We start from the raw sequence: 21,208 nt of genomic DNA, 5'->3' as shown, positions 1-21,208 counted from the left end.
GACCTCACGGTTGGGGTAAGAGCCGGTACTTGCTCCATGAGAGAACCAGCCGACCGTGCGCAGGGAGGTAAGCGCGGGAGGCCGTCGCGCCCCGCCACGCTTATCCCTCTGCAATCGCCTCCCTGCTTGCATGGCTGGGCCGGGGTCCGATCCACCCGGTTTGTTACCTTCAGTAACTGCCGCGTACCACCCCGAGGAAGCTCCCCCATGAGGGTCCTGATCGCCGAAGACCACCACATCCTGGCCCGTACGATCGCCACCGGCCTGCGCCGCGAGGCCATCGCGGTCGACCTGGCCGGCTCCGGGGACGTGGCCGAGCGGATGTGCCTGCTCAACGCCTACGACATCATCGTCCTGGACCGGGATCTGCCCGTCATGAGCGGCGACGAGGTGTGCCTGCGCCTGCGCGCGCTCGAGGACCCGCCCCGCATCCTCATGCTCACCGCCGCCGGTTCGGTGGAGGACCGGGTGTCCGGGCTCGATCTCGGCGCCGACGACTACCTGGCCAAGCCCTTCGACTTCGCCGAACTCATCGCACGGATCCGAGCGTTGAGCCGACGCGTACCCACACCCCCGCTGATGATCCTGCGGCACGGCGGCATCGAGCTGGACCGGGGCCGTCGCGAAGTCCGCATCGACGGGCGGCCGGTGGAGCTGAGCCCGAAGGAATTCGCCGTCCTTCAGCTCCTGATGGAGGCGCGCGGCGAAGCCGTGACCCACCGTGCCCTTCTGGACCGTGTGTGGGACGAGCACATGGACTCGCGCACCAGCGCCGTACGCGCCACCGTCAGCCGGCTGCGTGGCAAACTCGGCCGCTCCGACGCGATCTCCGTGGACGACGGCAAAGGTTACCGGCTGTGCTGAATCCCCTGTCCCTCGTCAGCCCGCGGGCCCTGCGGGCCGCGCTGCGCGACCGTCTGACCTTCCGCGCCAAACTCGCCGCCGCTTTCACCGCGCTGTTCTTCTGCGCCGGAGCCGCACTACTGATCTTCGTCACGGTGCTGGCCCGGCAGGGAACCATGGAGCAGTTCGCAAGCATCACGACGGACCCCACCGGCGGGCCAACCGCTCCCCAACCCACCTCGTCGGCCACCGCGGGCCCGACGAGTCCCGACCCCACCGGCTCGACGTGGCTTCGAGAACAGGCCGAGGACGCCCGGCTGGCCAGGATGGAAGTCACCAACAGGCTCCAGGAGACCGCCGTACGGCAGATGGTGGTGTGGTCGGCGGTCGGCCTGGCCGTCATGGCCGTACTGTCCGGCGCCATGGGCTGGTGGCTGGCCGGCCGGGCCCTGCGCCCGGTACGCAAAGTGATCCTCGCGGCCCGCCGGATGAGCGAGGAGAACCTCCACGAACGCCTGCAACTCACCGGACCACAAGACGAGTTGCGGGAACTGGGCGACACCTACGACACCATGCTGGACCGCCTGGAGAGGTCCTTCACCAGCCAGCGCCGGTTCGTCGCCAACGCTTCCCACGAACTGCGCACCCCCCTGGCCGCCCAGCGCACCAGCATCGAAGTCGGCCTCGCCGAGCCGCTGCCCGCCCACCTGATCCCGGTCCGCGAGGACCTGCTCACCACCAACCGCGAGGCCGAACACCTCATCGCCGCACTCCTGCTGCTCGCCCGCAGCGACCGCGGGCTCGACGAGACCAAGGACACCGACCTCGCCGAGCTCACCCGGCAGGCCGCCGACGAACTCAGCTCCCTCGCCGCCGAGCACACCGTCGTCACGGCGGTGCACACCACGCCCCTGTCCGTGAACGGAGACCCGGTGCTCCTCAAGCATCTGGCTTCCAACCTGGTACGCAACGCCATCCAGTACAACCACCCGCAGGGCACGGTCACCGTGCGCATCGACGATGCCCGCCGACTGACCGTGACCAACACCGGCCCCCGCATCGACCCCACCCGCGTGGACAGCCTGTTCGAACCCTTTCGCCGCCTCGACCGCGATCGCACCGCCGTTCACGGCCACGGCCTGGGCCTGTCCATCGTCCGCTCCATCGCCACCGCCCACGGCGGCACGGTCACCGCCGCCCCGGGCCCTGCGGGCGGTCTCCGCATCGAGGTACGGCTGCCGACGACGCGGTGACTCACGGCGCCGGGACCGGTCGCAGCTTTGCGTCCGACCGCGTCCGCGACCAGGTGCTAGCGGGTCTTCCCGAATGACAGCCCCGCGCCGGTCAGATCGGCCCGAATCCCCTCCGGGGAGACACCGATGTTCGCCAGCTTGATGCCCTTGGCCTTTCGGGGCAGCTGGAAGGAGAGCTCCAGCTTGTCCGTCAGCTCCGGCACCTTCATCCGCGTCAGCGCCGCGGCCACCGTCGGGTCGATGCCGAGCTTCCTGGCCAACTGGGGATGCTCGTTGGCCGCCTGGACGAGGTTGACCGCGAGCAGCGCGGGCACGAAGCGCGGCGACCCCGTGATCCGGTCCAGCATCCGGTCGTCGTTCCGCGCCTGCCCCGCCTCCGCCGGCGACACCCCGAGCTTCTCCGCCACCGAGGGGATCGACAGCAGCGCCCGCGCCTTCTCGGAGTCCTCGCTGATCTGCTTCGCCGCCTTCTTGTGCAGATACAGCCCGGCGCGCGGCTCGGGGCCGGGCCGGTAGGTGGCGATCCCGGGGATGTCCAGCCGCATATCGGTGACGCTGGTGGAGATCCCACGGTCTCCCTGGCGCCGGATTTGTGCCTGGGCGTGCAGCGACACCTGCTGGCCGGCGACCGGAAGCTTCCCGTCCGCGCGCACCGAGCTGGGCCCCAGCGCCTGGAACCGCACCTGGGAGGCGCCCAGTTCACGGCTGAGGTCCTCGAAGGACAGCAGCACATCGCCCTTCATCCGGCCCACCGTCGCGCCCCGGAAGGAGCTGGGCAGATCCCCCACGATCCGGATGTCCTGGGCCTGGGCGCGCACCTCGGCGAGCGATACCCGGTCGGCCGCCACGTCCGGGACGGCGATGTCGACCTGCTGCAGATCCTTGCCGAGCACCTGGGTGAGGAACGGGAAGCCGTGGATCGTCACATTCGGCGCCGTGGCCAGATCCAGCCTCTTCTGCAGCTCCTGCTCGGCCTTGCGCTCGCTGTACATCACGGCACAGCGGTCGCCCAGCACCAGCAGCAGGCCCAGCACGAGCAGCCCGATCAGCGCCTTCGCGGTGAGCGGTATCCCCCTGAAGCGCCCGCGCCGACGCCGGGACGAACGGCGGTGGTTGGGCGGTGACCACGCCGCGCCGTCGTCCCCGGAGCCCGAGCCGGACCCCGAGCCGGACCCCGAGCCGACCGGCTCACCCCTGCGCCCGCCGCCGTCGGCGTCGTCGTCATCCGACGCCAGGCCGAGGCCCAGGGGGTCGTCCGGATCGTACGGATCGGCAAGCTCGGCGAGTTCCTCGTAAGGGTTGCTGTAATGAACGCCGGGTGAACCGTCGTGAGGATGTGAGGGCCGCGGTGAAGATATGCGTGTGGGGGATCGCATTAAGCCATACCACCACGCCACACTGCTCCACCCGCAAGTCCTAGCGGCGATACGTGGCGAACCGCACGTTCCGATTTCGCCCTCCGTACACGTGCCGTTTCTCAGCGCGTGCCGCGTGAGACCGCCCTCGCCTCGGTGACGGTGACGGCCCTGCCGTCCATCTCCGTGCCGTCGAGCTGGGCCATCGCCTTCTCCGCGGCCGTCTCGTCCATCTCCACGAACCCGAACCCCCGCGAGCGGCCGCTCTCCCGGTCGGTGATCACGGTGACGTCCAGCACCTCGCCGAACTGCCCGAACAGGGTCGCCAGGTCCCTTGTCGTCGTCTGGTAGCTCAAGTTGCCCACATGCAGTCGTTTGGACATGACCGGCTCTCCTTGTTCTCCGTGGTCCCCAGTGCAGCGAACCGTGTCAATCCTCTCAGCGAGGTACGAAACGGGCCATCCGCATGGGCTGAACCGGTCATACGGCTCAGTGCAGCGTGCCGAGCTGTTCCTTGGAGAAGGGCACCAGCTCCGCCGTACGCCCGCTGAGCACCTTCGCGGCCCACTCGGGGTCGGCGAGCAGGGCGCGGCCGACGGCGACGAGATCGAACTCGTCCCGCTCCAGCCGGTCCAGCAGATTCTCGATGTCCGCCACCTGGGTCTGCTCACTGCCGGTCCCGAGGACGAACGTCGGCAGGAAGTCCTGGTTGAGCCCAACCGAGCCGACCGTGATCGTGGACTTCCCGGTGAGCTTCTTCGTCCACCCCGCGAGGTTCAGATCCGAGCCCTCGAACTCCGGTGTCCAGTAGCGCCGGGTGGAGGAGTGGAAGACATCCACCCCCGCCTCCACCAGCGGGGTGAGCAGCGCCTCCAGCTCCTGCGGGGTCTCGGCCATCCGCACGTCGTAGTGGTCCTGCTTCCACTGCGAGGTACGGAAGATGATCGGGAACTCGGCGGAGACGGCCTTACGGCAGGCGGCCACGAGCTCGGCCGCGAAGCGGACCCGGGACGCCGGGTCGCCGCCGTAGTCATCACTGCGCCGGTTCGTCGCGCCCCACAGGAACTGGTCGATCAAATAGCCATGGGCGCCATGCAGTTCGACCCCGTCGAAACCGATCCGCTCCGCGTTGGCCGCCGCGTCCGCGAAGGCGGCGATCACCGCGTCCACGTCGTCCTGCGTCATCGCCCGCCCGACCGGCTCACCGTTCAGCCCGATCCCCGACGGGCTCAGCACGGGCGCCTCGGGGTGCGGCGGCGCGCCCTCCTCCCGCGACACCCCCACATGCCAGATCTGCGGCGCGATCCGCCCACCCGCGAGATGCACCTGCTTCACGACCTCGGCCCACCCCGCGAGGGCGTCCTCCCCGTAGAAGCGCGGCACGCTGTCGCTCAGCCCCGCCGAGGGGTGCTCGATGTAGGTCCCCTCCGTAATGATCAGCCCCACGCCGGCGGCGGCCCGGCGCGCGTAGTACGCCACCACATCCGCGTTGGGCACGCCCCCGGGCGAGAACATGCGGGTCATCGGCGCCATGGCGATCCGGTTGGGCACGGTCATCCCGCCCACGGTGAACGGCCGGGACAGAACCTGGGCCGCGCGCTCAGCACTCCCGTTTATGGACACGTTGATACTCCTTGACCGGACGTCGTCACAGTGCGGAATCGCGCTGCCCGGCCAAACTAAAACCTGACGTCAACGTGAGGGTCAAATACCGGAGGCCGCCTCCGGCCAGCCCCTGCCGGGGTGCAGGCGCACGGCGGCACAGTCTGCCTCCGATGGGTGCCTACGCGCCCTCCCGTCAGCCGGCAGGCAGGCCCACACTGGCCGCTTGACCAATGATGCGAGGGGGCCCGACATGGGAACGCACGGCAAGTGACCGACCTGGAACGGCTACACACGCGGGCGGCCGAGGCGCTCGACATCACCGAGCCGTGGGTACGGCGGGCGTTCGAGGCCGTCCCGCGACACGAGTTCGTCCCCGGCACCGTATGGGTGGTGGACGACGGTGTGTACCGGCCGCTCCGACGAGCGGACGACCCGGACCGGTGGGCCCGCATGGTGTACGACCCCGCGCAGGCCATTACCACCCAGGTGGACGACGGGGCCCCTGCCCCTGCCGGCGGCGATGTGCCCACCAGCTCCATCTCCGCGCCGACCGCCGTCGTGACCATGCTCGCCAAACTGGATCTGCGGCCGGGGCACGGGGTGCTGGAGATCGGGGCGGGCACCGGGTACAACGCGGCGCTGATGGCCGAGCGGACGGGTGTGGGGCGGGTGACCACGCTGGAGATCGACCCCGACGTGGCCGACGGCGCACGGGCCGCGCTGCACCGGGCCGGGTACGGCGGAGTGACCGTGCTGGAAGCGGACGGCGAGCAGGGCTGGCGGCTTGGCGCGCCGTACGACCGGTTGGTGGCGACGGCCTCGGTGACTTCGATCCCGTGGGCATGGGTGGAGCAGGTGCGGCCCGGCGGCCTGATCCTGGCCCCCTTCCGAACCGCGTTCTGCTCGCACGGACTCGCGCGGCTGACCGTCTCGGACGGCTGCGCCGAGGGCCGGTTCGCGGGCGCGGTGACATTCATGGCGGTGCGAGGCCAGCGGGCGCGTCCACGCATCGATGGGCTCTTCTCCACGGAGGCGTGGGAAGAGAGCCGCGAGAGCAAGGCCGACCTGGACGTCACGGTGCTTGGCGGCGCGCACGCCGAATTCGCGGTCGGCTTGAGGATGGCGGACGTGGCGCACTGGCCGCAGGACGGCGGGCACTGGTGGTGCAGCCGGGACTCGTGGGCGTACGCGGCGGATGGCGCGGTACGTCAGTGGGGTCCGCGAAACCTGGCCGACGAGACTGCCCAGGCCCTCGCCTGGTGGGAGGGCGCCGGGCGGCCTGAGCTGTTCGACTTCGGGCTGACGGCCACGGCCGACGGCCACCACCGGGTATGGCTCGGCGATCCCTCGGCGGCGTGGCCCCTGCCCGCCGCGTAGCCGGTACCCCTGGCCGCCGCGTAGCCGGAGCGCCGTCCCGCTTGCCCGACGGGCCGCCTTCGCCGGGGGTGCCGCATCGGTCGGGTACGGCGCATGGGCCGGGTGCGGCGCCGTCTCGCGCGCTTCGCGCGATTGAGCAGCGGGGCAGGGGGCGGGGGGCGCGGGCCGACCGCCGACCGCCGGGCCGGTGGGAGCGACCGCCGGTGGCGGCATCCGTGTACAGGGGGCGAGGCCCGTCGCCGGACCGCCGGACTCCGCATCCACTGCGACGCTGGACCACCCATCAGTCGTGCCTGGACGATCCACCGTCGCACTCGACGCCGCAGGGGGTACCCCCTGCGAAAACTCTTGACAAGGTAGTTGCTTCAGATCAAGCGTTTTTTTGGGGGGGTACCCGGAGGGGCTGCCCCACCGGGCCGCGCTCCGGATCGGCATCGGCCCCCGGGCGCGGTTGCCGTCACCGCGCGGGCTCCCACCGGCCCGACGGCCGGCAACGCGCCCTGCGCCCCCGCCCCCTGCCCCGCTGCTCAATCGCGCGAAGCGCGCGAGACGATGCCCGCACCTGACATCCGGCCTGCGCTCAGAGGGTGCGATCGAGTCGGCCGACCTTCACGGCACGTATGAGGGCGCCGAGCGCGGCTGAGGTCGTACGGACCACCGTTTCGGGCTCGTCGCTTTCGCGTATGTGGATGTCGTCGTGTGCGGCAGCGAGTTCCACGCAGTTCGGCCCCGCGCCGTCGCTGAACGAGGACTTTTGCCAGGTGAGATCGGACATGACGCCCTTCGCTTAGTAGGTGTACAGGATGTGCTGGATCAGACCCCATGAGTCGCGCTTCTCGTGACGATCCGGGGATCCGTCTGTCACCACCCCTGGCAGCGCGCTCTTACTCAGACCTTCGAACGTTTTGCCGTAGTGGGCAATCGATTTGTCGTCGTCCAGGCGCAAAGACTCCACCGGATGCTCGAGAACGACCGTCTCCAACCCGGACACGCCCGGCCCGAGGATCAGGAATGGCGTCCCGAACCAGGCTCGCGCTCCACTCTCGAACGGCAGGATCTGGATGTCCGTGCCTGGACGCTCCGCTGCGCGAATGAGATGCGCGAGCTGTCCTCGCATGACGTGAGGACCGCCGACCGAGATGCGCAGAGCGGCCTCATGGATCACAGCGTGGAAAGTGATCGATGCGGACGCGAGGATTTCCTGGCGCGCCAGCCGGAAGCGCACTGCTGTCTCGATCTCGTCCTCGGACGCATCGGGCAGCGAGCTGAGGAAGAGGGCGCGCATGTACGACTCGGTCTGCAGCAGCCCGGGGATCAGCAGTGTCTCGTGGCTCTGCAGGTGGGCCGCGCGCGATTCCAGCTCAGCTAGATCGAGCGTGAACTGCGGAAAGGACTTGCGGTACGTGGACCACCACCCTTTGCCACCGCTCTCGGCCATGCTGACAAGCTCGTCAACGTACGGCTCATTCTTGCACCCGTATGCGTCGACCAGCTCGCGAAGCCGGTCCGTTGCGATGGCCGTCCGCCCCGCCTCGATGTGGCTCAGGTGCGGCGCGCCCATGCCGATCCGCTTGCCGCCCTCGGCGATCGACAACTCCGCCTGCAGTCGTAACTTCTTGAGCTCTGCGCCAAGTCGGCGTTGCCGTTCGGTGATGAGCGTTCGCAGCGCCACGGCCGGCCCTCCAGGGGAATCGGTGTCAGTGTGCCCCGCGTGGGTGGGGCAGTCCAATCATCTTCGTGGATCGGTTGCAACATTGCTGAGCTCTGCCATACCTTGGGTGTTGTCTTGCTCACACAGGGTATTGAGCTACGAGCGCCACGGAGGCGTCGCATGGGAGCACCCGCACACCCGGAACATCCGCACCGCTACACCCTCTCCGCCCCCGCCCTCCCCATCTCTCCACGCCTGTGCCGCGACTTCGTGCGCGGGATCTTCGCGGCTTCAGGACATTCCCAACTCGCCGAGGCGGCAGCCCTCTGCACGTCCGAGTTAGTGACCAACGTCCACCGGCACGGCAAGGGCGATGTGCGGATGGCCGCCACTATCCGGCACGACCGCATCCGGGTGACCGTCCACGACGACAGCCCCGAACTGCCCTCGCCCCGCCGCGCGGCCTTCGATGAGACCAACGGGCGTGGCCTCTTCCTGGTCACGGCGCTCTCCGACGTCTGCGGCATGACCTATGACGAACCAGCCGAAGGCACCGGCAAATCGGTGTGGTTCGAGTTCAATGTCCCGCCCGCGAACACGAAAAGCACCGCATGAACCCCACCCCCGCCGAGCGGGTCGCCGAAATCCTCCGCGACGAGTTCGCCGCCCACGGCGTACGGCTCCCCGACGTACGGGCCGACCTCACCGACCCCCGGCAACCCCGGCTGGAGCTCGGCACCGTCCCTCTCGGCACCGGCTTCGCGCTGCTGCGCGTGCTCACGGACTACCAGCGCCTGCTGAAGGCCGAGCGGAGGCGGGAAAGGCCGTCACCGTGACGCCGGAGAGTGACTCGCCACCGCTGATCTCTGCGGCGTTCACGGTGACGCTCTCCAGGTCGGGGAGAGCGGCGAGCGGGGACAGATCGATGGAGCGGTCGGCGCCATGGGGAAAGAGGATGTTCAGGTGACGAAGGCGGGGGAATGCCGAGGGCATCCAGGTGGTGTCCAGGAACTCGTGCAGAACATGCAGATCCAACCAGGTGATGCTGGGTGGGAAGTCGCGCTCCATACTTGCGTGTCCGATCGTGACCTTCAGCCGCTCCAGTGCTGTGAGCTTCTCCAGGCCATAGGGCACGACGCCCACGCCTGACAGGCCCGGCGTTTCGACGACCAAGGTGCGTAGGGGGAGGTCGGACAGGCCGGTGAGGAAGAGGGCCCCACCAAGACAGTCGGTCAGATAGAGCGTTTCGAGGTTCGCCAGGTGGCCGATCGCGGCGCCGAGGTCTTCGACCACGTGGTTACGGTTAAGCCGGAGCCGAGTCACCTCCTCCCCATCGAGGCTGTCCCTGATCTCGTCTTCGGTGAAATCACCACGCAGGATCAGCCAAGGACGCGGCCCCGTGCCCAGAAGCAACCGCAATTCCTCCATGGACTCGGCCACGAAGTACAACCCGTCCGGGTCCATGCGGAGGATCACCTCACGGAAGTACCGCTCGGTTTCGTACCGCCCCCAGCACGAGGCGAGCTGCCGACGAACTTCGAGCGCCGAATGGTTGGTGAATTGGGCCAGATACGGGATTGCCGCGTCCACCGGTATGCGTGAGGCGGTCACCACACAGCAGTGCGCCTGCTCGTCGGTCAGCCCCTCCGGCGGAGGCAGGAGCTCCAGCACCAGCGGGCCCACCGTGGCCAGCTCCCGCGCTCGTGGGATATCCAGGGGCGGGATGAACCCCAGGGCGTGCCGCGTGACCTCCTCCCGTATCTCCGGGTCCAGATCGGGCGCGTGCTCCAGGCAGGCCATGGCCAGCAGGAACAGACGAAGCGCCGAGTCGGCGCTGTCCTTGTGCCGGGCCAGCTCCAGCAGCTTGTTCAGCAGCTCCGCCCGCTCACGCGGCCGCGCATGCGCGACCGCCATGCGGATGACGTCCTCCCACTGCGCGTCATGCGCGTTGCGGATCAGCAGACCCACATCCCATGCCTCCACCGCCGCCTTCGCGCCCAAGTAGTCCTGGAAGGTGCGGTGGATGAAGTCCACCGTGCTCACCGACGGCTCGCGCAACAGCCCGCTGCGCAGCAGCAGATGGCGCAGGATGGCCGGGGCGTCGCCCAGGTCCCGGGCGTCGGGGACGGAGGGGAGGGCCTCCTCGATGAGGCGCTCCGCGCGGTCGCGGTCCAGCTCGGCCTCGCCGTTGCGGATCAGGTAATAGGCGAGCCGCTGGAGGAGCTGGATCTGCGGCTCCTCGTCGAGCTGGATGTCACCCTGCGCGTAGATGTGGCGCTCGGTGTCGCGCCGCGTCAGCAGCATCGACAGCGCCGCGTCGTACAGCGCCTTGCGGCGCAGCGGCAGATAGCCGCGCCGGGCGCGGTGCAGGGCGCAGATCAGCCCGCACATCAGCGGGTTCGTGGCGAGGCGGCTCAGGTCCTGCTTGGTGCGGACGGCGGTGTGGAGGGCCGACTGGTACGCGTCCAGCGTCGCCCGCTCCTCCTCCGTACGGCAGGTCTGGCGGGCCGCTTCATGCCAGCGGTCGATGAACGCCGCCATGTCCTCGCGGCTCATCGGGGACAGCGTGAACTCGGCGAAGTCCTGAGCCCCCAGCCAGTCGTCGGCCACGGCCGAGGGGCGGGAGGTGACCAGCCACAGGTTGTCCGGATAGGCGATGAGGAGATCGGACAGCCAGGCCCGGGTGCGCTCGCGGTCGTGCTCGGGGATCTCGTCGATGCCGTCGATCAGCAGCAGCCCGCGGCCGGCGTTCAGGACGCGGTCGGCCCAGCCGGGCGGCTGGGCGCCGTCCAGCGGATTGTGGACCGAGGCCAGGAACGAGGCCGGGGAGGGCAGGGATTCCTGGCGGGCGATCGTACGCAGCGGGAGAACAAAGGGGACGCGGCCGATGAGCTGCTCCAGGCCGCGCAGCGACTCCTGCCGTGCGGTGCATACGGCGAGCCACTGGACGAGCGTGGTCTTGCCGGAGCCCGCGACCCCGCGCAGCAGCACCCGCTGATGACCGGAGAGCGCCCGGTCGGCGGGCAGGGTCGCGGGAAGCGCGGCGTGCTGCTCGGCGGCGGGTGACTCACCGGACTCACCGACGAGCTCACCGCCGAACGCGCCCAGCGAGCGCTCCTCGCCGGAGGAGGAGACCGCCTCCAGGCTGAGATACGCCGCGTCCAGCGGCCACGTGGCCTCAGCGTGGCTGAGGTCGATCCCGACGATCGTCAGCGTGGAGTGCTTGCCGATCATGTACTCGGCGTACCGGCGCTCGAACCCCGCGTCCTGCGCGGTCTGGGACGGAATCCGCTCGATCAGGATGTCGATCTTGGTGATCAGCTCGCCGAGCTGGCCGCTCTGTTCGACGAGGGTGCGAGGGACGAAGGCCGAGCGCTGAGTGAAGAAGTGCAGGATGTGCAGACAGGCGGTGTCCAGCAGGCGCTCGTAGAGCAGCGTGCCGCCCTGGCTGAGGTGCTGCGCGCCTCGTCCCCTTCCCCGCGTGCGGGTGGCGTGGGCCAGTTCGTAGGCCAGTCCTTGGTGGCCGAGCTGCACCGCCTGGACGTCGTTCATATCGAGGTCGCCGAGCGCGTACAGCGTGGTGGCCAACTGCTCGGCCACGAGCTCGTCCTCGTCGGCGGGGCACGGCCGCTCGCCGGGGCCGGCGTGCCGGGTGGCCTGGGCGACCAGTTCGGCGGCGAGTTTGTCGAGATCCTTCTCGGTCAGCGTGCGCTTCTCGCCGCGGAACGAGACGAGGGAGGAAATACGGACCGGCTGGTTCACCAGCCCGGCGCCCGGCCCCTCCTTGACGAACAGCTTCTTGATGAGCGGTGCGACGACGCTCGACGCCAGGCGCGCGCCGATGACTGCGGGATCCACGTCCCATTCCCCCCGGTAGTTGTGTGTCCCTGGCCGGACAGCGTACAGCGGGGTAAGGACTTTGGTCCCGAATCGGACATCCGAAAGTCCCTGCGAAGGTGACTTCTCGCACAGGCCCTTCGGCGTCTACTACGGTAAATAGGGGATCTCGCAGGTCAGGGGTGTGATGGGGGTTTCCGGGAATTTCGCGCGGGAAACGCTTCACATAACCAATTCGCTACGTAGCCACTTAGTAGAAGAACGCCTTGGCCTATTCACGAGAACGGGATAACAAGAGGCGTCCAAAGACGCTTCTGGAGGTACTTCCCATGGCCCCGCGCGCCACAAACCGCCGTTTCTCGCTTACGTCCGTATCCAAGGGGCGCGCCGCTGTGGTCGCCGTCGGCCTGGGCGCCTCGCTCGCGCTGGGCGCCGGAACGGCGTTCGCCGTGGGGGCGGGCGATGCCCCCGCCGCCCCGTCCGTCAAGCAGGTCGCCGCGAAGGCCCCGGCGAAGAAGGCCCCGGCGAAGAAGGCCCCGGCCAAGAAGGCCCCCGCGAAGGACTGGCAGACCCCGGTCGACAAGTTCTCGATAGGCGCCGCCTTCGGCCTGGCGGGCAACCTGTGGTCGCACAACCACAGCGGCCAGGACTTCGTCGTGCCGACCGGCACCCCGGTGCACGCGGCCCACGAGGGTGTCGTCGTCAAGGCGGGCCCGAACGGCGGCGGTGACGGTCCCGCGTACGGCAACGCGATCGTGATCAAGCATGACAACGCGACGTACTCGCAGTACGCCCACCTGTCCCGGATCGATGTCCGGATCGGCCAGACCGTGACCGAGGGCCAGCAGATCGGCCTGTCCGGCAGCACCGGCAACTCGACCGGCCCGCACCTGCACTTCGAGATCCGTACGACGCCGAACTACGGCACCGCGGTCGAGCCGCTCAAGTTCCTCCGCGACCACGGCGTCAAGGTCTGACGCGACCACGGCGTCAAGGTCTGACGCAATTCATGCGCTTTGTGCGCATATCAGCCATGCGTCGATGACGCATGAGCCTGCTTCACCAGATCGAGGGCGACCTCCAGGGCGGCATCGCGCTTGTCCTCGGGGGTGCCCTCGATCGCCTGCAGCGCGAACATCCGCGCATGCATGCTGAACAGGGCGATGACGCTCCGGACCTGGTCGGCCATGGGCGCCTCCGGGTCCCGGATCATGGCGGACATCGCGAGCATCCGATTCTTGAAGATCTGGCCGATGCTCAGCTCGCGCACCGTCGCCTGGTTCTCCTGCATGAAGCGCATCAGCGGCTCGGCGATGTCCAGGGCCGCGCTGTAGCGGCGCAGCAGCTCCTGCTTGGTCTCCAGGCTGCGCGGCTGCTGCTCGCCCCAGGCGATCAGCTCGTCGAGCGGCCGGCCCAGGTCCTGGAACAGGCTGAGGACGATGTCTTCCTTGGTCTTGAAGTGGTAGTAGAGCGCTGCCTTGGTGACCTCGAGATGCTCGGCGATCTCGCGCAGTGACGTTTTCTCGTAACCCTGCTCCGCGAAGAGTTCCAGGGCCACGTCCTGGATGCGCTGACGGGTGTCTCCCCGCCGCGGTGTGTTGCCCATGGGTCTCTCCTGTGCTGGTGGTCTGGCTGCCGTCGGCAGGCCGAACGTAACTTACTTGACGCCCGGCTAGTTGGCGCCTTACCGTCTCCACTGTACTGAACTAGCCGGGCGGCAAGTAAGTGGGCGTCAGGGCTCTCATCATCCAGGGGGAGACGGAGAACATGGTCCGTAAACAATCAGACGACGAAGCGCCATCCGCTTCGATATCGGCTCAAGCCCCGGGGGCGGCCGAGAAGCCCGCCAAGGCCGAGCCGAAGCAGCGCAGCACCAGCGTGGTGATCTTCGCGCTGATGATCGCGATGCTGCTCGCGATGCTCGACAACATGATCGTGGGCACCGCGATGCCGACCATCGTCGGCGAGCTGGGGGGCCTCGAACACCTCTCCTGGGTGGTGACCGCGTACACCCTGGCCACCGCCGCCTCGACCCCCATCTGGGGCAAGCTCGGCGACATGTACGGCCGTAAGGGCGTCTTCCTCACCTCCATCGTGGTCTTCCTCGGCGGCTCGGCCCTGTCCGGCATGGCGCAGAGCATGAATGAGCTGATCGGCTTCCGGGCCATCCAGGGCCTGGGCGCGGGTGGCCTGATGGTCGGCGTGATGGCGATCATCGGTGACCTGGTGCCGCCCCGGGAGCGTGGCCGCTACCAGGGCATCATGGCCGGTGTGATGGCCGTGGCCATGATCGGTGGCCCGCTGGTCGGCGGTACCCTCACCGACCACCTCGGCTGGCGCTGGATCTTCTACATCAACCTTCCGCTCGGCGCCATCGCCCTCGCGGCGATCACCGCCGTGCTGCACCTGCCGAAGAAGCGCGCCCAGGGACGGATCGACTACACCGGTGCGGCCCTGCTGACCGTGGGCATCACCGCGCTCGTGCTGATCACCACCTGGGGCGGCAACGAGTACGCCTGGGGTTCGGCCCAGATCCTCGGGCTCGGGGCGCTCGGTGTCCTCTCGCTCGTCGCGTTCGTCTTCGTCGAGCAGCGGGTCGCCGAGCCCGTGCTGCCGCTGCACATCTTCCGTAACGCCAACTTCACGCTGGTCACCGCCATCGGCTTCCTCGTCGGCTTCGTGATGTTCGGCTCCACCACCTTCCTGCCGCTCTACCAGCAGACCGTCCAGGGCGCCACGGCCACCAACTCCGGGCTGCTGCTGCTCCCGATGCTGCTGGGCATGCTGGTCGTCTCGCTGGTCTCGGGCCGGGTCACCACCCAGACCGGCAAGTACAAGATCTTCCCGATCATCGGCGGCGTCCTGATCACTGTCGGGATGTTCCTGCTGTCCACCATGGACACCGAGACCACCCGGTTCACCTCCGGCCTCTACATGGCGGTGCTCGGTATGGGCATGGGCTGCCTGATGCAGACGACCATGCTCGTGGCGCAGAACAGCGTCGAGATGAAGGACATGGGCGTCGGCAGCTCCTCCGCCACCCTCTTCCGCACCCTGGGCGGCTCCTTCGGTGTCGCCATCCTCGGCGCCCTGTTCACCAGCCAGGTGAACGACACCATGGCCGAGCGGGGCGGCGACAAGGCCGCGGCCATCACTTCCGGGAGCGCCCAGCTCGACCCGGCCAGCCTCAAGGAGCTGCCGCTGCCCATCAGGGACGCGTACACCCACGCGGTGGCCAGCGGTGCGCATCAGGTGTTCCTGTGGGGCGCACTGATCAGCATCATCGGTGCCGTCGCCGCTTGGTTCGTCAAGGAGGTCCCGCTGCGCGGGGCCGCCCCCAAGTCCGCCGACGGGGACCAGGCCCCGGCCGACGCGGCACCGGTCGCCGAGACCGTCTGACCAACGGCCTCTCAGGGACCACCTCCCTGTCAGTGGGGCATGACAGCATCGGCCCCATGGTGACCTCGCCGGACGAGGCGCGGCTGGCGCATCTGCGCCGGCTGCGCCTCGCGAAGGACGTGATGGACCGCGACTGGGCCGAGCCGCTCGACCTGGACGCGGTCGCCGCGCATGCCGGCTATTCGCGCTATCACTTCATCCGCGCCTTCAAGGGCGCCTACGGATCCACGCCCGGCCAGTATCTGACCCGGCGCCGCATCGAGCGGGCCGAGGAGCTGCTGCGCTCGGCCAATCTCTCGGTCACCGAGATCTGCTCGCTCGTCGGCTTCAGCAGCCTCGGCACATTCTCGACGAGCTTCAAGAAGCAGACCGGGCTCACCCCCAGCGCCTACCGGGACCGGTACGTCGGCCGGGCCGCGGGGGTCATACCGGGGTGTTACGCCATGCTGTGGTACGGCGGGCGCGACGCCCCCGCGATCCGCTCCCAGGCCGGTGGCCCCGCGGCCGGTGGCGCCGAGGACAGCAATTCTTGAGAAGCGGGCCGGACCCCCCGCTGCCTACGGTGGCGATGTCGCGACGACGCGCGATCCATCCCGATACCTCCGGAGGCAGCAATGATCAAGGGGATGTCCATCGTCACCGTCTGGGTCCTCGACCAGGACCGGGCCAAGGAGTTCTACACCGAGAAGCTGGGCTTCGAGGTCCGCACCGACATGAGCATCGGCGGGGATGGCGAGGGCGGCGGTATGCGCTGGCTGACGGTCGGCGCCAAGGATCAGCCGGATGTGCAGCTCACCCTGATGGTGCCCAGCTCGCCGGGGCTGGACCCGGAGTCCGCCGAGGCCCTCAGGACGCTGGTCGCCAAGGGCGTGCTCGGGGCCGGGGTGTTCACCACCGATGACATCCACCGGGACTACGAGGCGCTCAAGGCCAAGGGCGTGGAGTTCGTCCAGGAGCCCCAGGAGCGTCCGTACGGCACCGAGGCGCTCTTCCGCGACGACTCCGGCAACTGGTTCTCGTTCACCCAGCCCCGCGAGGAGATGGACTTCAGTAAGCCCTGGGACGGCTGCGTCTCGGACTGAGCGCTCAGTCCGGCACCTCGATGATCGGGAAGCTGCCGGTGTTGGTGGGCGCGGACTCCGGCAGCCAGAGCACGGCGACCGCGCCCCGGCACTCGCCGTCCGTGCCGTCCGGCCCGTCCAGCACCGGATCGGCGTTGCGGAACGTCAGCCGGGCGCCCAGTACCCGCGCCTGGCCCGCGGCTATGGTCAGCCCCAGGCCGTGCCCGGTGCCCGCGCGGTCCTTGCTGCCGGTGCGGAACCGGCTCGGCCCGTCCTTCAGCAGCTCCTCCGGGAAGCCGGGGCCGTGGTCGCGGACGCGCAGCACCCGTCCCTCGACGGTGACCTCGAAGGGCGGCTTGCCGTGCCGGGCGGCGTTGGCGAGCAGATTGCCCATGATCCGCTCCAGCCGCCGGGGGTCGGTGGAGACATGGGCGTCACGCGCCACGTTGATCACCGCGTCGGGGGCCACCGCCCGGACCCGGCGGGCGATGAACTCGGCCACGGCTATCTCCTGGAGCTCCGCGCGCTCCGCGAAGCCGTCCAGCCGCGCGACCTCCAGGACGTCCTCGACCAAGGTGCGCATCGCCTGCGCCCGGTCCCGTACCAGCTCGGTGGGGCGGCCCGGCGGCAGCAGTTCGGCGGCCGTGAGCAGCCCGGTGACCGGGGTGCGCAGCTCATGCGCGATATCGGCGGTGACCCGGCGCTCCGCCTCCAGCCGCTGCTGCAGCGCCTCGGCCATGCCGTCGACCGCGCGCGCCAGATCGTCGGTCTCATCGCGCACCCGGCCGCCGATCGCCTCGCGCACCCGGACCTCGGAGTCGCCCTCGGCCAGCTTGCGGGCGGCGGTGGCCGCCTTGCGCAGCCGCCGGGAGAGCTGGTCGCCGACGAGCACACCGAGTGCGATACCGCCCATCACCACCGCCACCGAGCCGATGAGCAGCACCCGATCGAGGTCGTTGAGGACGGCGAAGCGGTCCTGGAACTTGGTGTGGACGGACAGCACCTTGCCGTTCCGCAGCGGCACCGAGGCCCACACCTCGGGGGTGCCGGTGCCGGAGTCCTCCAGATAGGTGGCGCGCTGGCCGCGCCACGCCTCCTTCTTGAGCTGCTCGGGCAGCTTGGGGTCGTCCAGCTTGGCGCCGAAGCCCAGCACCCGGGACTGCTCGTACCACCTCTGGGCGACCTTCACCCGCTCGTCCATCACGGTGCGGCTGTTGTCGAGCATCGAGACGCGGGCCGCGTTGTGGACGACGAGGCTCAGCACGACCGCGACGAGCGTACTCACCGCCGCGATGGCGAGACTGACCTTCCACCGCAGGCCACTGCGCAGCGCGAATCGCCCCAACGCCGCTCAGCCCTTGAGCTTGTAGCCGAAGCCGCGGACCGTCTCGATCCGGTCCTGGCCTATCTTGCCGCGCAGCCGCTGCACATGGACGTCCACGACCCGGGTGTCCCCGCCCCAGCCGTACTCCCAGACCCGCTCCAGCAGCCGGTCACGGGAGAGCACGGTGCCGGGCGCGGCCGAGAACTCCAGCAGCAGCCGCATCTCGGTCGGGGTGAGCGCGACCTGCCGGCCGCCCTTGCGGACCTCCATGCCCTCGGGGTCCACCTCCAGATCGCCGAAGCACAGCACCCCGCCGTCGGGCTCCTCGGGGACGGCCTCCGCGCCCCGCCCGCCGGGGCCGCTGGCATGGCCGAAGCGGCGCAGCACGGCCCGGATGCGGGCGACCAGCACGGCGCCGTCGAAGGGCTTGGTCACATAGTCGTCGGCGCCGGCTTCGAGGCCGAGCACCACATCGATCGAGTCGGCGCGCGCGGAGAGCATGATCACGGGCACGGTGGACTCATCGCGGATCCGGCGGCACAGGCTGACCCCGTCCAGGCCCGGAACCATCACATCGAGCAGCGCGATATCGGGGCGGTCGGCGCGGAAGCGCTCAAGACCGGTCAACCCGTCGGGTGCGGCCGTCACGAGAAAGCCATCGCGCTCCAGGGCGAGCTGCGTGGCTTCACGGATGACATCGTCGTCCTCGACGAAGAGCACATGGGTTTCGGCCACAGCCTCGGTTCAGCCTTCCGTTCCGTCGTCGGCGCTCACGGACGGCGCCGGGGTCGCCTCTTCCGTGGGCACATTCTTGCTGTAGTCGGTGCGCTTGCGGGACAGCACGTCGAACGTCCTGTCCGCCTCGGTCCAGCGGTAGGTGATCACGGCCTCGCTCGAAGGGCAGCAGACCGAGTCACCGGAGGTGTAGGCGAGCTTGGTCACCCGCAGCTCGTCCTTGGCGATGTCGGCGTAGACGGGCGGCTGCTCGTCGCTGAACACGTTCTCGTACCGGTCGCCCGCCTTGCGGTACACATACGAGCCGATGCCGAAGCCATCGCCGCAGGTCATCACGTTGATGACCAGGTCGGAGGCGTTGGAGCCGGTCAGCTTGCCGTACGTCACGTCCACCGGGTAGCCCTTGATCTGCTGCTTGCCCTCGGGCTCCTTGCCCTTGGGGCAGGGCTTGAGGTTCGCCTTCAGATCGTCGCTGACGTTCGGATCCGTCTTGACCAGCTTGATCGCGTCGACCTTCTGCCCGGCCGGTGACGGCCGGCCCGAGGCGTGGCCACCCGCGTACGAGCCCGGGTCCGCGGCGGCCCACTCGGTGCGCGCCGGTCCCTCCTTGCGCACACCCTCGCTCGCGGCGCCGCATCCGGCCAGCATCCAGCCGCCGGCGGCCGCGAGGCCCACGACCGCACCGCCGGTGATTATGACTGTCCTGCTGGGAGAGGCCCTGGTCAGGCCGCGCACCGTTCCTGCCCCCGCTCCTGGCGGCCGCGCCGGACCCGACCCGTGTGCTGCCGGACGTTCCCGGTCCGCTTGCCTTCCTCGTCCCGACGGCCGAGCGCGCGGGCGTCCAGATCGCGGCTCTCCAGCTCCTGCCGCAGCCGGGCCAGCGCCCGGTGCAGCGTGCTCTTGACCGTTCCGGTCGACATTCCGAGCGCCTCCGCGGTCTCTTCCGTCGTCATCTGCTCCCAGTGTCGCAGCACCACGACACTGCGCTGCTTGGGAGCCAGCACCGAGAGTATGTCCATCAGCAGGGCGCGGTCCGCGTGCTGCTCGGTGCTGTCCTCGACACTCGCCTCGGGAAGCTGCTCGGTGGGCACCTCGTCCAGCTTGCGGGCGCGCCACCACTCGGTACGGGTGTTGATCATCACGCGCCGGAGATAGGCGTCGGCGAGCGATTTGTCGGCTATGCCGTCCCAGCGGCCGTAGGTGCGCACCAAGGCGGTCTGGAGCAGGTCCTGTGCCTCGACCGGGTCCGGAATCAGCCGACGGGCGCTGCGCAGCAGCGCGTCCTGCCGATTCCGCACGTACTCCTCAAAGTCCAGAACATTGCTGCCCATGATGCAGCCTCCATCCCGCTGTCTTCCCCGCCGTTGATGTGCCGCCCTGTCGGTCGGCGCGAGAAGGACGCTACGGAGGCGCTGTTGCGGCGCCATGCGCATCCGGGCCTCGGCGAACGCACAGCTACCCATAGGTTGTGTAACAACGGAACCCGGTTCGACCGAGTGTCAGAACCGGGTCCTGGGTGTGTCACAGGTCTGTCACAGACAGGGCCGTGACGAGGAATTTTCTCAGGTCAGCGGCAGTCGGTAGAGGCCGCCCGAGAGCGGTTCCACCAGCCCGTCGGAGACCAGCCCGTCGAGCGCGCGGGCCCGCTGCACCGGCTCGTCCCACACCTGGTCCAGCGTCGCCTGCGGTACGGGTGTCACCGTCCCCCGCAACACCGCCAGCAGCTTGCCGCGCACCTGACGGTCCGTACCGGCGTAGGTCTGGCCGCGCCGCGGCGGTCCGTCGTGCTCCGGGGAACCGGCCTGGCGCCAGGCGCAGAGCGCGGCGATCGGGCAGCGGGCGCAGTCGGGGGTGCGGGCCGTGCAGACCAGCGCGCCCAGCTCCATCGTGGCGGCCGCCCAGCGTGCCGCGGTCGGCTCGTCGCCGGGGAGCAGGGTGCGGGCCAGCTTGCGCTCGGCGGCGGTCGTGGCGTTCGGCGGGTACTGCGCACCGCCGACCGCGCGCGCGAACACCCGGCGGACATTGGTGTCCAGGACCGGATGGCGCTGGCCGTACGCGAACGAGGCCACGGCCGCCGCCGTGTACTCACCCACCCCCGGCAGCGCCAGCAACTGGGCGTGGTCGCGCGGTACGTCACCGCCGTGCCGCTCCCTTATGGCGGCCGCGGCGCCGTGCAGCCGCAGCGCCCGGCGCGGATAGCCGAGCCGGCCCCAGGCGCGGACCGCCTCACCGGGCGGTTCCGCGGCCAGGTCGGCCGGGCGCGGCCAGCGGGCGAGCCACTGCTCGTACACCGGCAGCACCCGGTTCACCGGGGTCTGCTGGAGCATGAACTCGCTCACCATCACGCCCCAGGCACCGGCCTCGGGGCGACGCCAGGGGAGGTCGCGCGCGTGCGCGTCGAACCAGTCGATGACGGGCCGGTGCAGCACGGCTCCGTCGGGGTCGGGGGATGCGGCGGCCGGGACGGCGGAAGCGGAAATGGCAGTCATCGCTCTCGATCCTGGCACGACGGGACGGTTTGCGGGCGCGCTGGGCGCGGGCGTTCGGGTCGAGCCGCGCCAGTCGTTGCCAAATCGTGCAATACGGGCGTCCGCGCGGGAACGGATGGCCGCTTTCCGCGCCCGGGTGCGGTCTTTCTGCCCCCTCAGGGTGGCCGCAGGGCGACTCAGGGGCGTCCGGAGGGCGTCTTGGGGCGACTCGTGGCGGCCTGGTGGCGGACTTATGGCGGTCTCATGTGCGGGATCCGGTCGGATCATGAGAAAAGAAGG

General features: G+C 69.5%; 21 protein-coding genes. 9 read left to right on the top strand and 12 right to left on the bottom strand.

What is annotated here, in order from left to right:
• The first annotated feature begins 207 nt into the window (after positions 1-207).
• Positions 208-864 (top strand): response regulator transcription factor, encoded by a 657-nt coding sequence (locus tag J5X86_RS41815; RefSeq protein WP_208521865.1) that lies wholly within the window; start codon positions 208-210, stop codon positions 862-864.
• Complete coding sequence (locus J5X86_RS41810; protein ID WP_208521864.1) at positions 858-2,096, top strand: HAMP domain-containing sensor histidine kinase; 1,239 nt, start codon at positions 858-860, stop codon at positions 2,094-2,096. Before J5X86_RS41815 ends, J5X86_RS41810 begins: the two co-directional genes overlap by 7 nt.
• A 56-nt stretch (positions 2,097-2,152) precedes the next feature.
• Here J5X86_RS41810 and J5X86_RS41805 read toward each other — a convergent pair whose 3' ends face one another.
• The 3 genes from J5X86_RS41805 to J5X86_RS41795 all read right to left on the bottom strand — a co-directional run bounded on the left by J5X86_RS41805 (position 2,153) and on the right by J5X86_RS41795 (position 5,074).
• Positions 2,153-3,472 carry a DUF2993 domain-containing protein gene (locus J5X86_RS41805; protein WP_208521863.1) on the bottom strand — a complete coding sequence of 440 codons (1,320 nt, stop codon included), beginning with the start codon at positions 3,470-3,472 and terminating at the stop codon, positions 2,153-2,155.
• 101 nt (positions 3,473-3,573) lie between these two features.
• Positions 3,574-3,834: an RNA-binding protein gene (locus J5X86_RS41800; protein WP_078642764.1), complete on the bottom strand. Its 261-nt coding sequence runs from the start codon at positions 3,832-3,834 to the stop codon at positions 3,574-3,576.
• A 106-nt stretch (positions 3,835-3,940) separates the two neighbouring features.
• A complete protein-coding gene (locus J5X86_RS41795; protein WP_208521862.1) occupies positions 3,941-5,074 on the bottom strand; it encodes an NADH:flavin oxidoreductase in 1,134 nt (377 codons plus the stop codon).
• A gap of 249 nt (positions 5,075-5,323) precedes the next feature.
• On the opposite strand from J5X86_RS41795, the gene J5X86_RS41790 reads away from it, so the two are divergent.
• Entirely contained in the window at positions 5,324-6,433 is a 1,110-nt protein-coding gene (locus J5X86_RS41790; protein ID WP_208521861.1) for a methyltransferase domain-containing protein, read from the top strand.
• Between the two features lie 580 nt (positions 6,434-7,013).
• On the opposite strand, the gene J5X86_RS41785 is transcribed toward J5X86_RS41790, so the two are convergent.
• Complete coding sequence (locus J5X86_RS41785) at positions 7,014-7,208, bottom strand: DUF397 domain-containing protein (RefSeq protein ID WP_208521860.1); 195 nt, start codon at positions 7,206-7,208, stop codon at positions 7,014-7,016.
• Positions 7,209-7,220: 12 nt separating this feature from the next.
• Positions 7,221-8,105 (bottom strand): helix-turn-helix transcriptional regulator, encoded by an 885-nt coding sequence (locus J5X86_RS41780; RefSeq protein ID WP_208521859.1) that lies wholly within the window; start codon positions 8,103-8,105, stop codon positions 7,221-7,223.
• Between the two features lie 159 nt (positions 8,106-8,264).
• Here J5X86_RS41780 and J5X86_RS41775 point away from each other — a divergent pair, with 159 nt between their 5' ends.
• A complete protein-coding gene (locus J5X86_RS41775) occupies positions 8,265-8,699 on the top strand; it encodes an ATP-binding protein (RefSeq protein ID WP_208521858.1) in 435 nt (144 codons plus the stop codon).
• Complete coding sequence (locus J5X86_RS41770; RefSeq protein ID WP_208521857.1) at positions 8,696-8,920, top strand: hypothetical protein; 225 nt, start codon at positions 8,696-8,698, stop codon at positions 8,918-8,920. The genes J5X86_RS41775 and J5X86_RS41770 overlap by 4 nt, the downstream gene beginning before the upstream one ends.
• On the opposite strand, the gene J5X86_RS41765 is transcribed toward J5X86_RS41770, so the two are convergent.
• Positions 8,862-11,942 (bottom strand): NACHT domain-containing NTPase, encoded by a 3,081-nt coding sequence (locus J5X86_RS41765; protein ID WP_208521856.1) that lies wholly within the window; start codon positions 11,940-11,942, stop codon positions 8,862-8,864. The two genes, J5X86_RS41770 and J5X86_RS41765, sit on opposite strands and share 59 nt — an antisense overlap.
• 308 nt (positions 11,943-12,250) lie before the next feature.
• On the opposite strand from J5X86_RS41765, the gene J5X86_RS41760 reads away from it, so the two are divergent.
• Entirely contained in the window at positions 12,251-12,898 is a 648-nt protein-coding gene (locus J5X86_RS41760; protein WP_208521855.1) for a M23 family metallopeptidase, read from the top strand.
• Between the two features lie 50 nt (positions 12,899-12,948).
• Here J5X86_RS41760 and J5X86_RS41755 read toward each other — a convergent pair whose 3' ends face one another.
• Positions 12,949-13,527 (bottom strand): TetR/AcrR family transcriptional regulator, encoded by a 579-nt coding sequence (locus J5X86_RS41755; protein WP_208521854.1) that lies wholly within the window; start codon positions 13,525-13,527, stop codon positions 12,949-12,951.
• Positions 13,528-13,688: 161 nt separating this feature from the next.
• Between J5X86_RS41755 and J5X86_RS41750 the strand changes: the two genes are divergently transcribed.
• From J5X86_RS41750 to J5X86_RS41740, 3 genes are all read left to right on the top strand, one after another.
• Positions 13,689-15,320, top strand: a complete 1,632-nt coding sequence (locus J5X86_RS41750) for an MDR family MFS transporter (protein WP_208521853.1) — start codon at positions 13,689-13,691, stop codon at positions 15,318-15,320.
• Between the two features lie 56 nt (positions 15,321-15,376).
• Positions 15,377-15,853: an AraC family transcriptional regulator gene (locus tag J5X86_RS41745; protein WP_208521852.1), complete on the top strand. Its 477-nt coding sequence runs from the start codon at positions 15,377-15,379 to the stop codon at positions 15,851-15,853.
• A gap of 81 nt (positions 15,854-15,934) precedes the next feature.
• Positions 15,935-16,402, top strand: coding sequence for a VOC family protein (locus J5X86_RS41740; RefSeq protein WP_078642776.1), 468 nt, complete (start codon positions 15,935-15,937; stop codon positions 16,400-16,402).
• Between the two features lie 4 nt (positions 16,403-16,406).
• Here the strand turns inward: J5X86_RS41740 and cseC are convergent, their stop codons facing one another.
• From cseC to J5X86_RS41715, 5 genes are all read right to left on the bottom strand, one after another.
• Positions 16,407-17,726 (bottom strand): two-component system sensor histidine kinase CseC, encoded by a 1,320-nt coding sequence (cseC, locus tag J5X86_RS41735; RefSeq protein ID WP_208521851.1) that lies wholly within the window; start codon positions 17,724-17,726, stop codon positions 16,407-16,409.
• A 6-nt stretch (positions 17,727-17,732) separates the two neighbouring features.
• Positions 17,733-18,440: a two-component system response regulator CseB gene (gene cseB / locus J5X86_RS41730; protein WP_078642778.1), complete on the bottom strand. Its 708-nt coding sequence runs from the start codon at positions 18,438-18,440 to the stop codon at positions 17,733-17,735.
• A gap of 9 nt (positions 18,441-18,449) precedes the next feature.
• Entirely contained in the window at positions 18,450-19,115 is a 666-nt protein-coding gene (locus tag J5X86_RS41725) for a hypothetical protein (RefSeq protein ID WP_308124878.1), read from the bottom strand.
• A 47-nt stretch (positions 19,116-19,162) separates the two neighbouring features.
• Positions 19,163-19,771: a SigE family RNA polymerase sigma factor gene (locus J5X86_RS41720; RefSeq protein ID WP_014053968.1), complete on the bottom strand. Its 609-nt coding sequence runs from the start codon at positions 19,769-19,771 to the stop codon at positions 19,163-19,165.
• Positions 19,772-20,002: 231 nt separating this feature from the next.
• A complete protein-coding gene (locus J5X86_RS41715; protein ID WP_243982843.1) occupies positions 20,003-20,929 on the bottom strand; it encodes an A/G-specific adenine glycosylase in 927 nt (308 codons plus the stop codon).
• Between the last annotated feature and the right edge of the window lie 279 nt (positions 20,930-21,208).

It is taken from the genome of Streptomyces sp. NEAU-YJ-81 (assembly GCF_017592595.1).
Classification (GTDB): domain Bacteria; phylum Actinomycetota; class Actinomycetes; order Streptomycetales; family Streptomycetaceae; genus Streptomyces; species Streptomyces hygroscopicus_B.
Note: the sequence above shows the minus strand (reverse complement) of the source record. Positions and strands in the feature narration are given on the sequence as shown.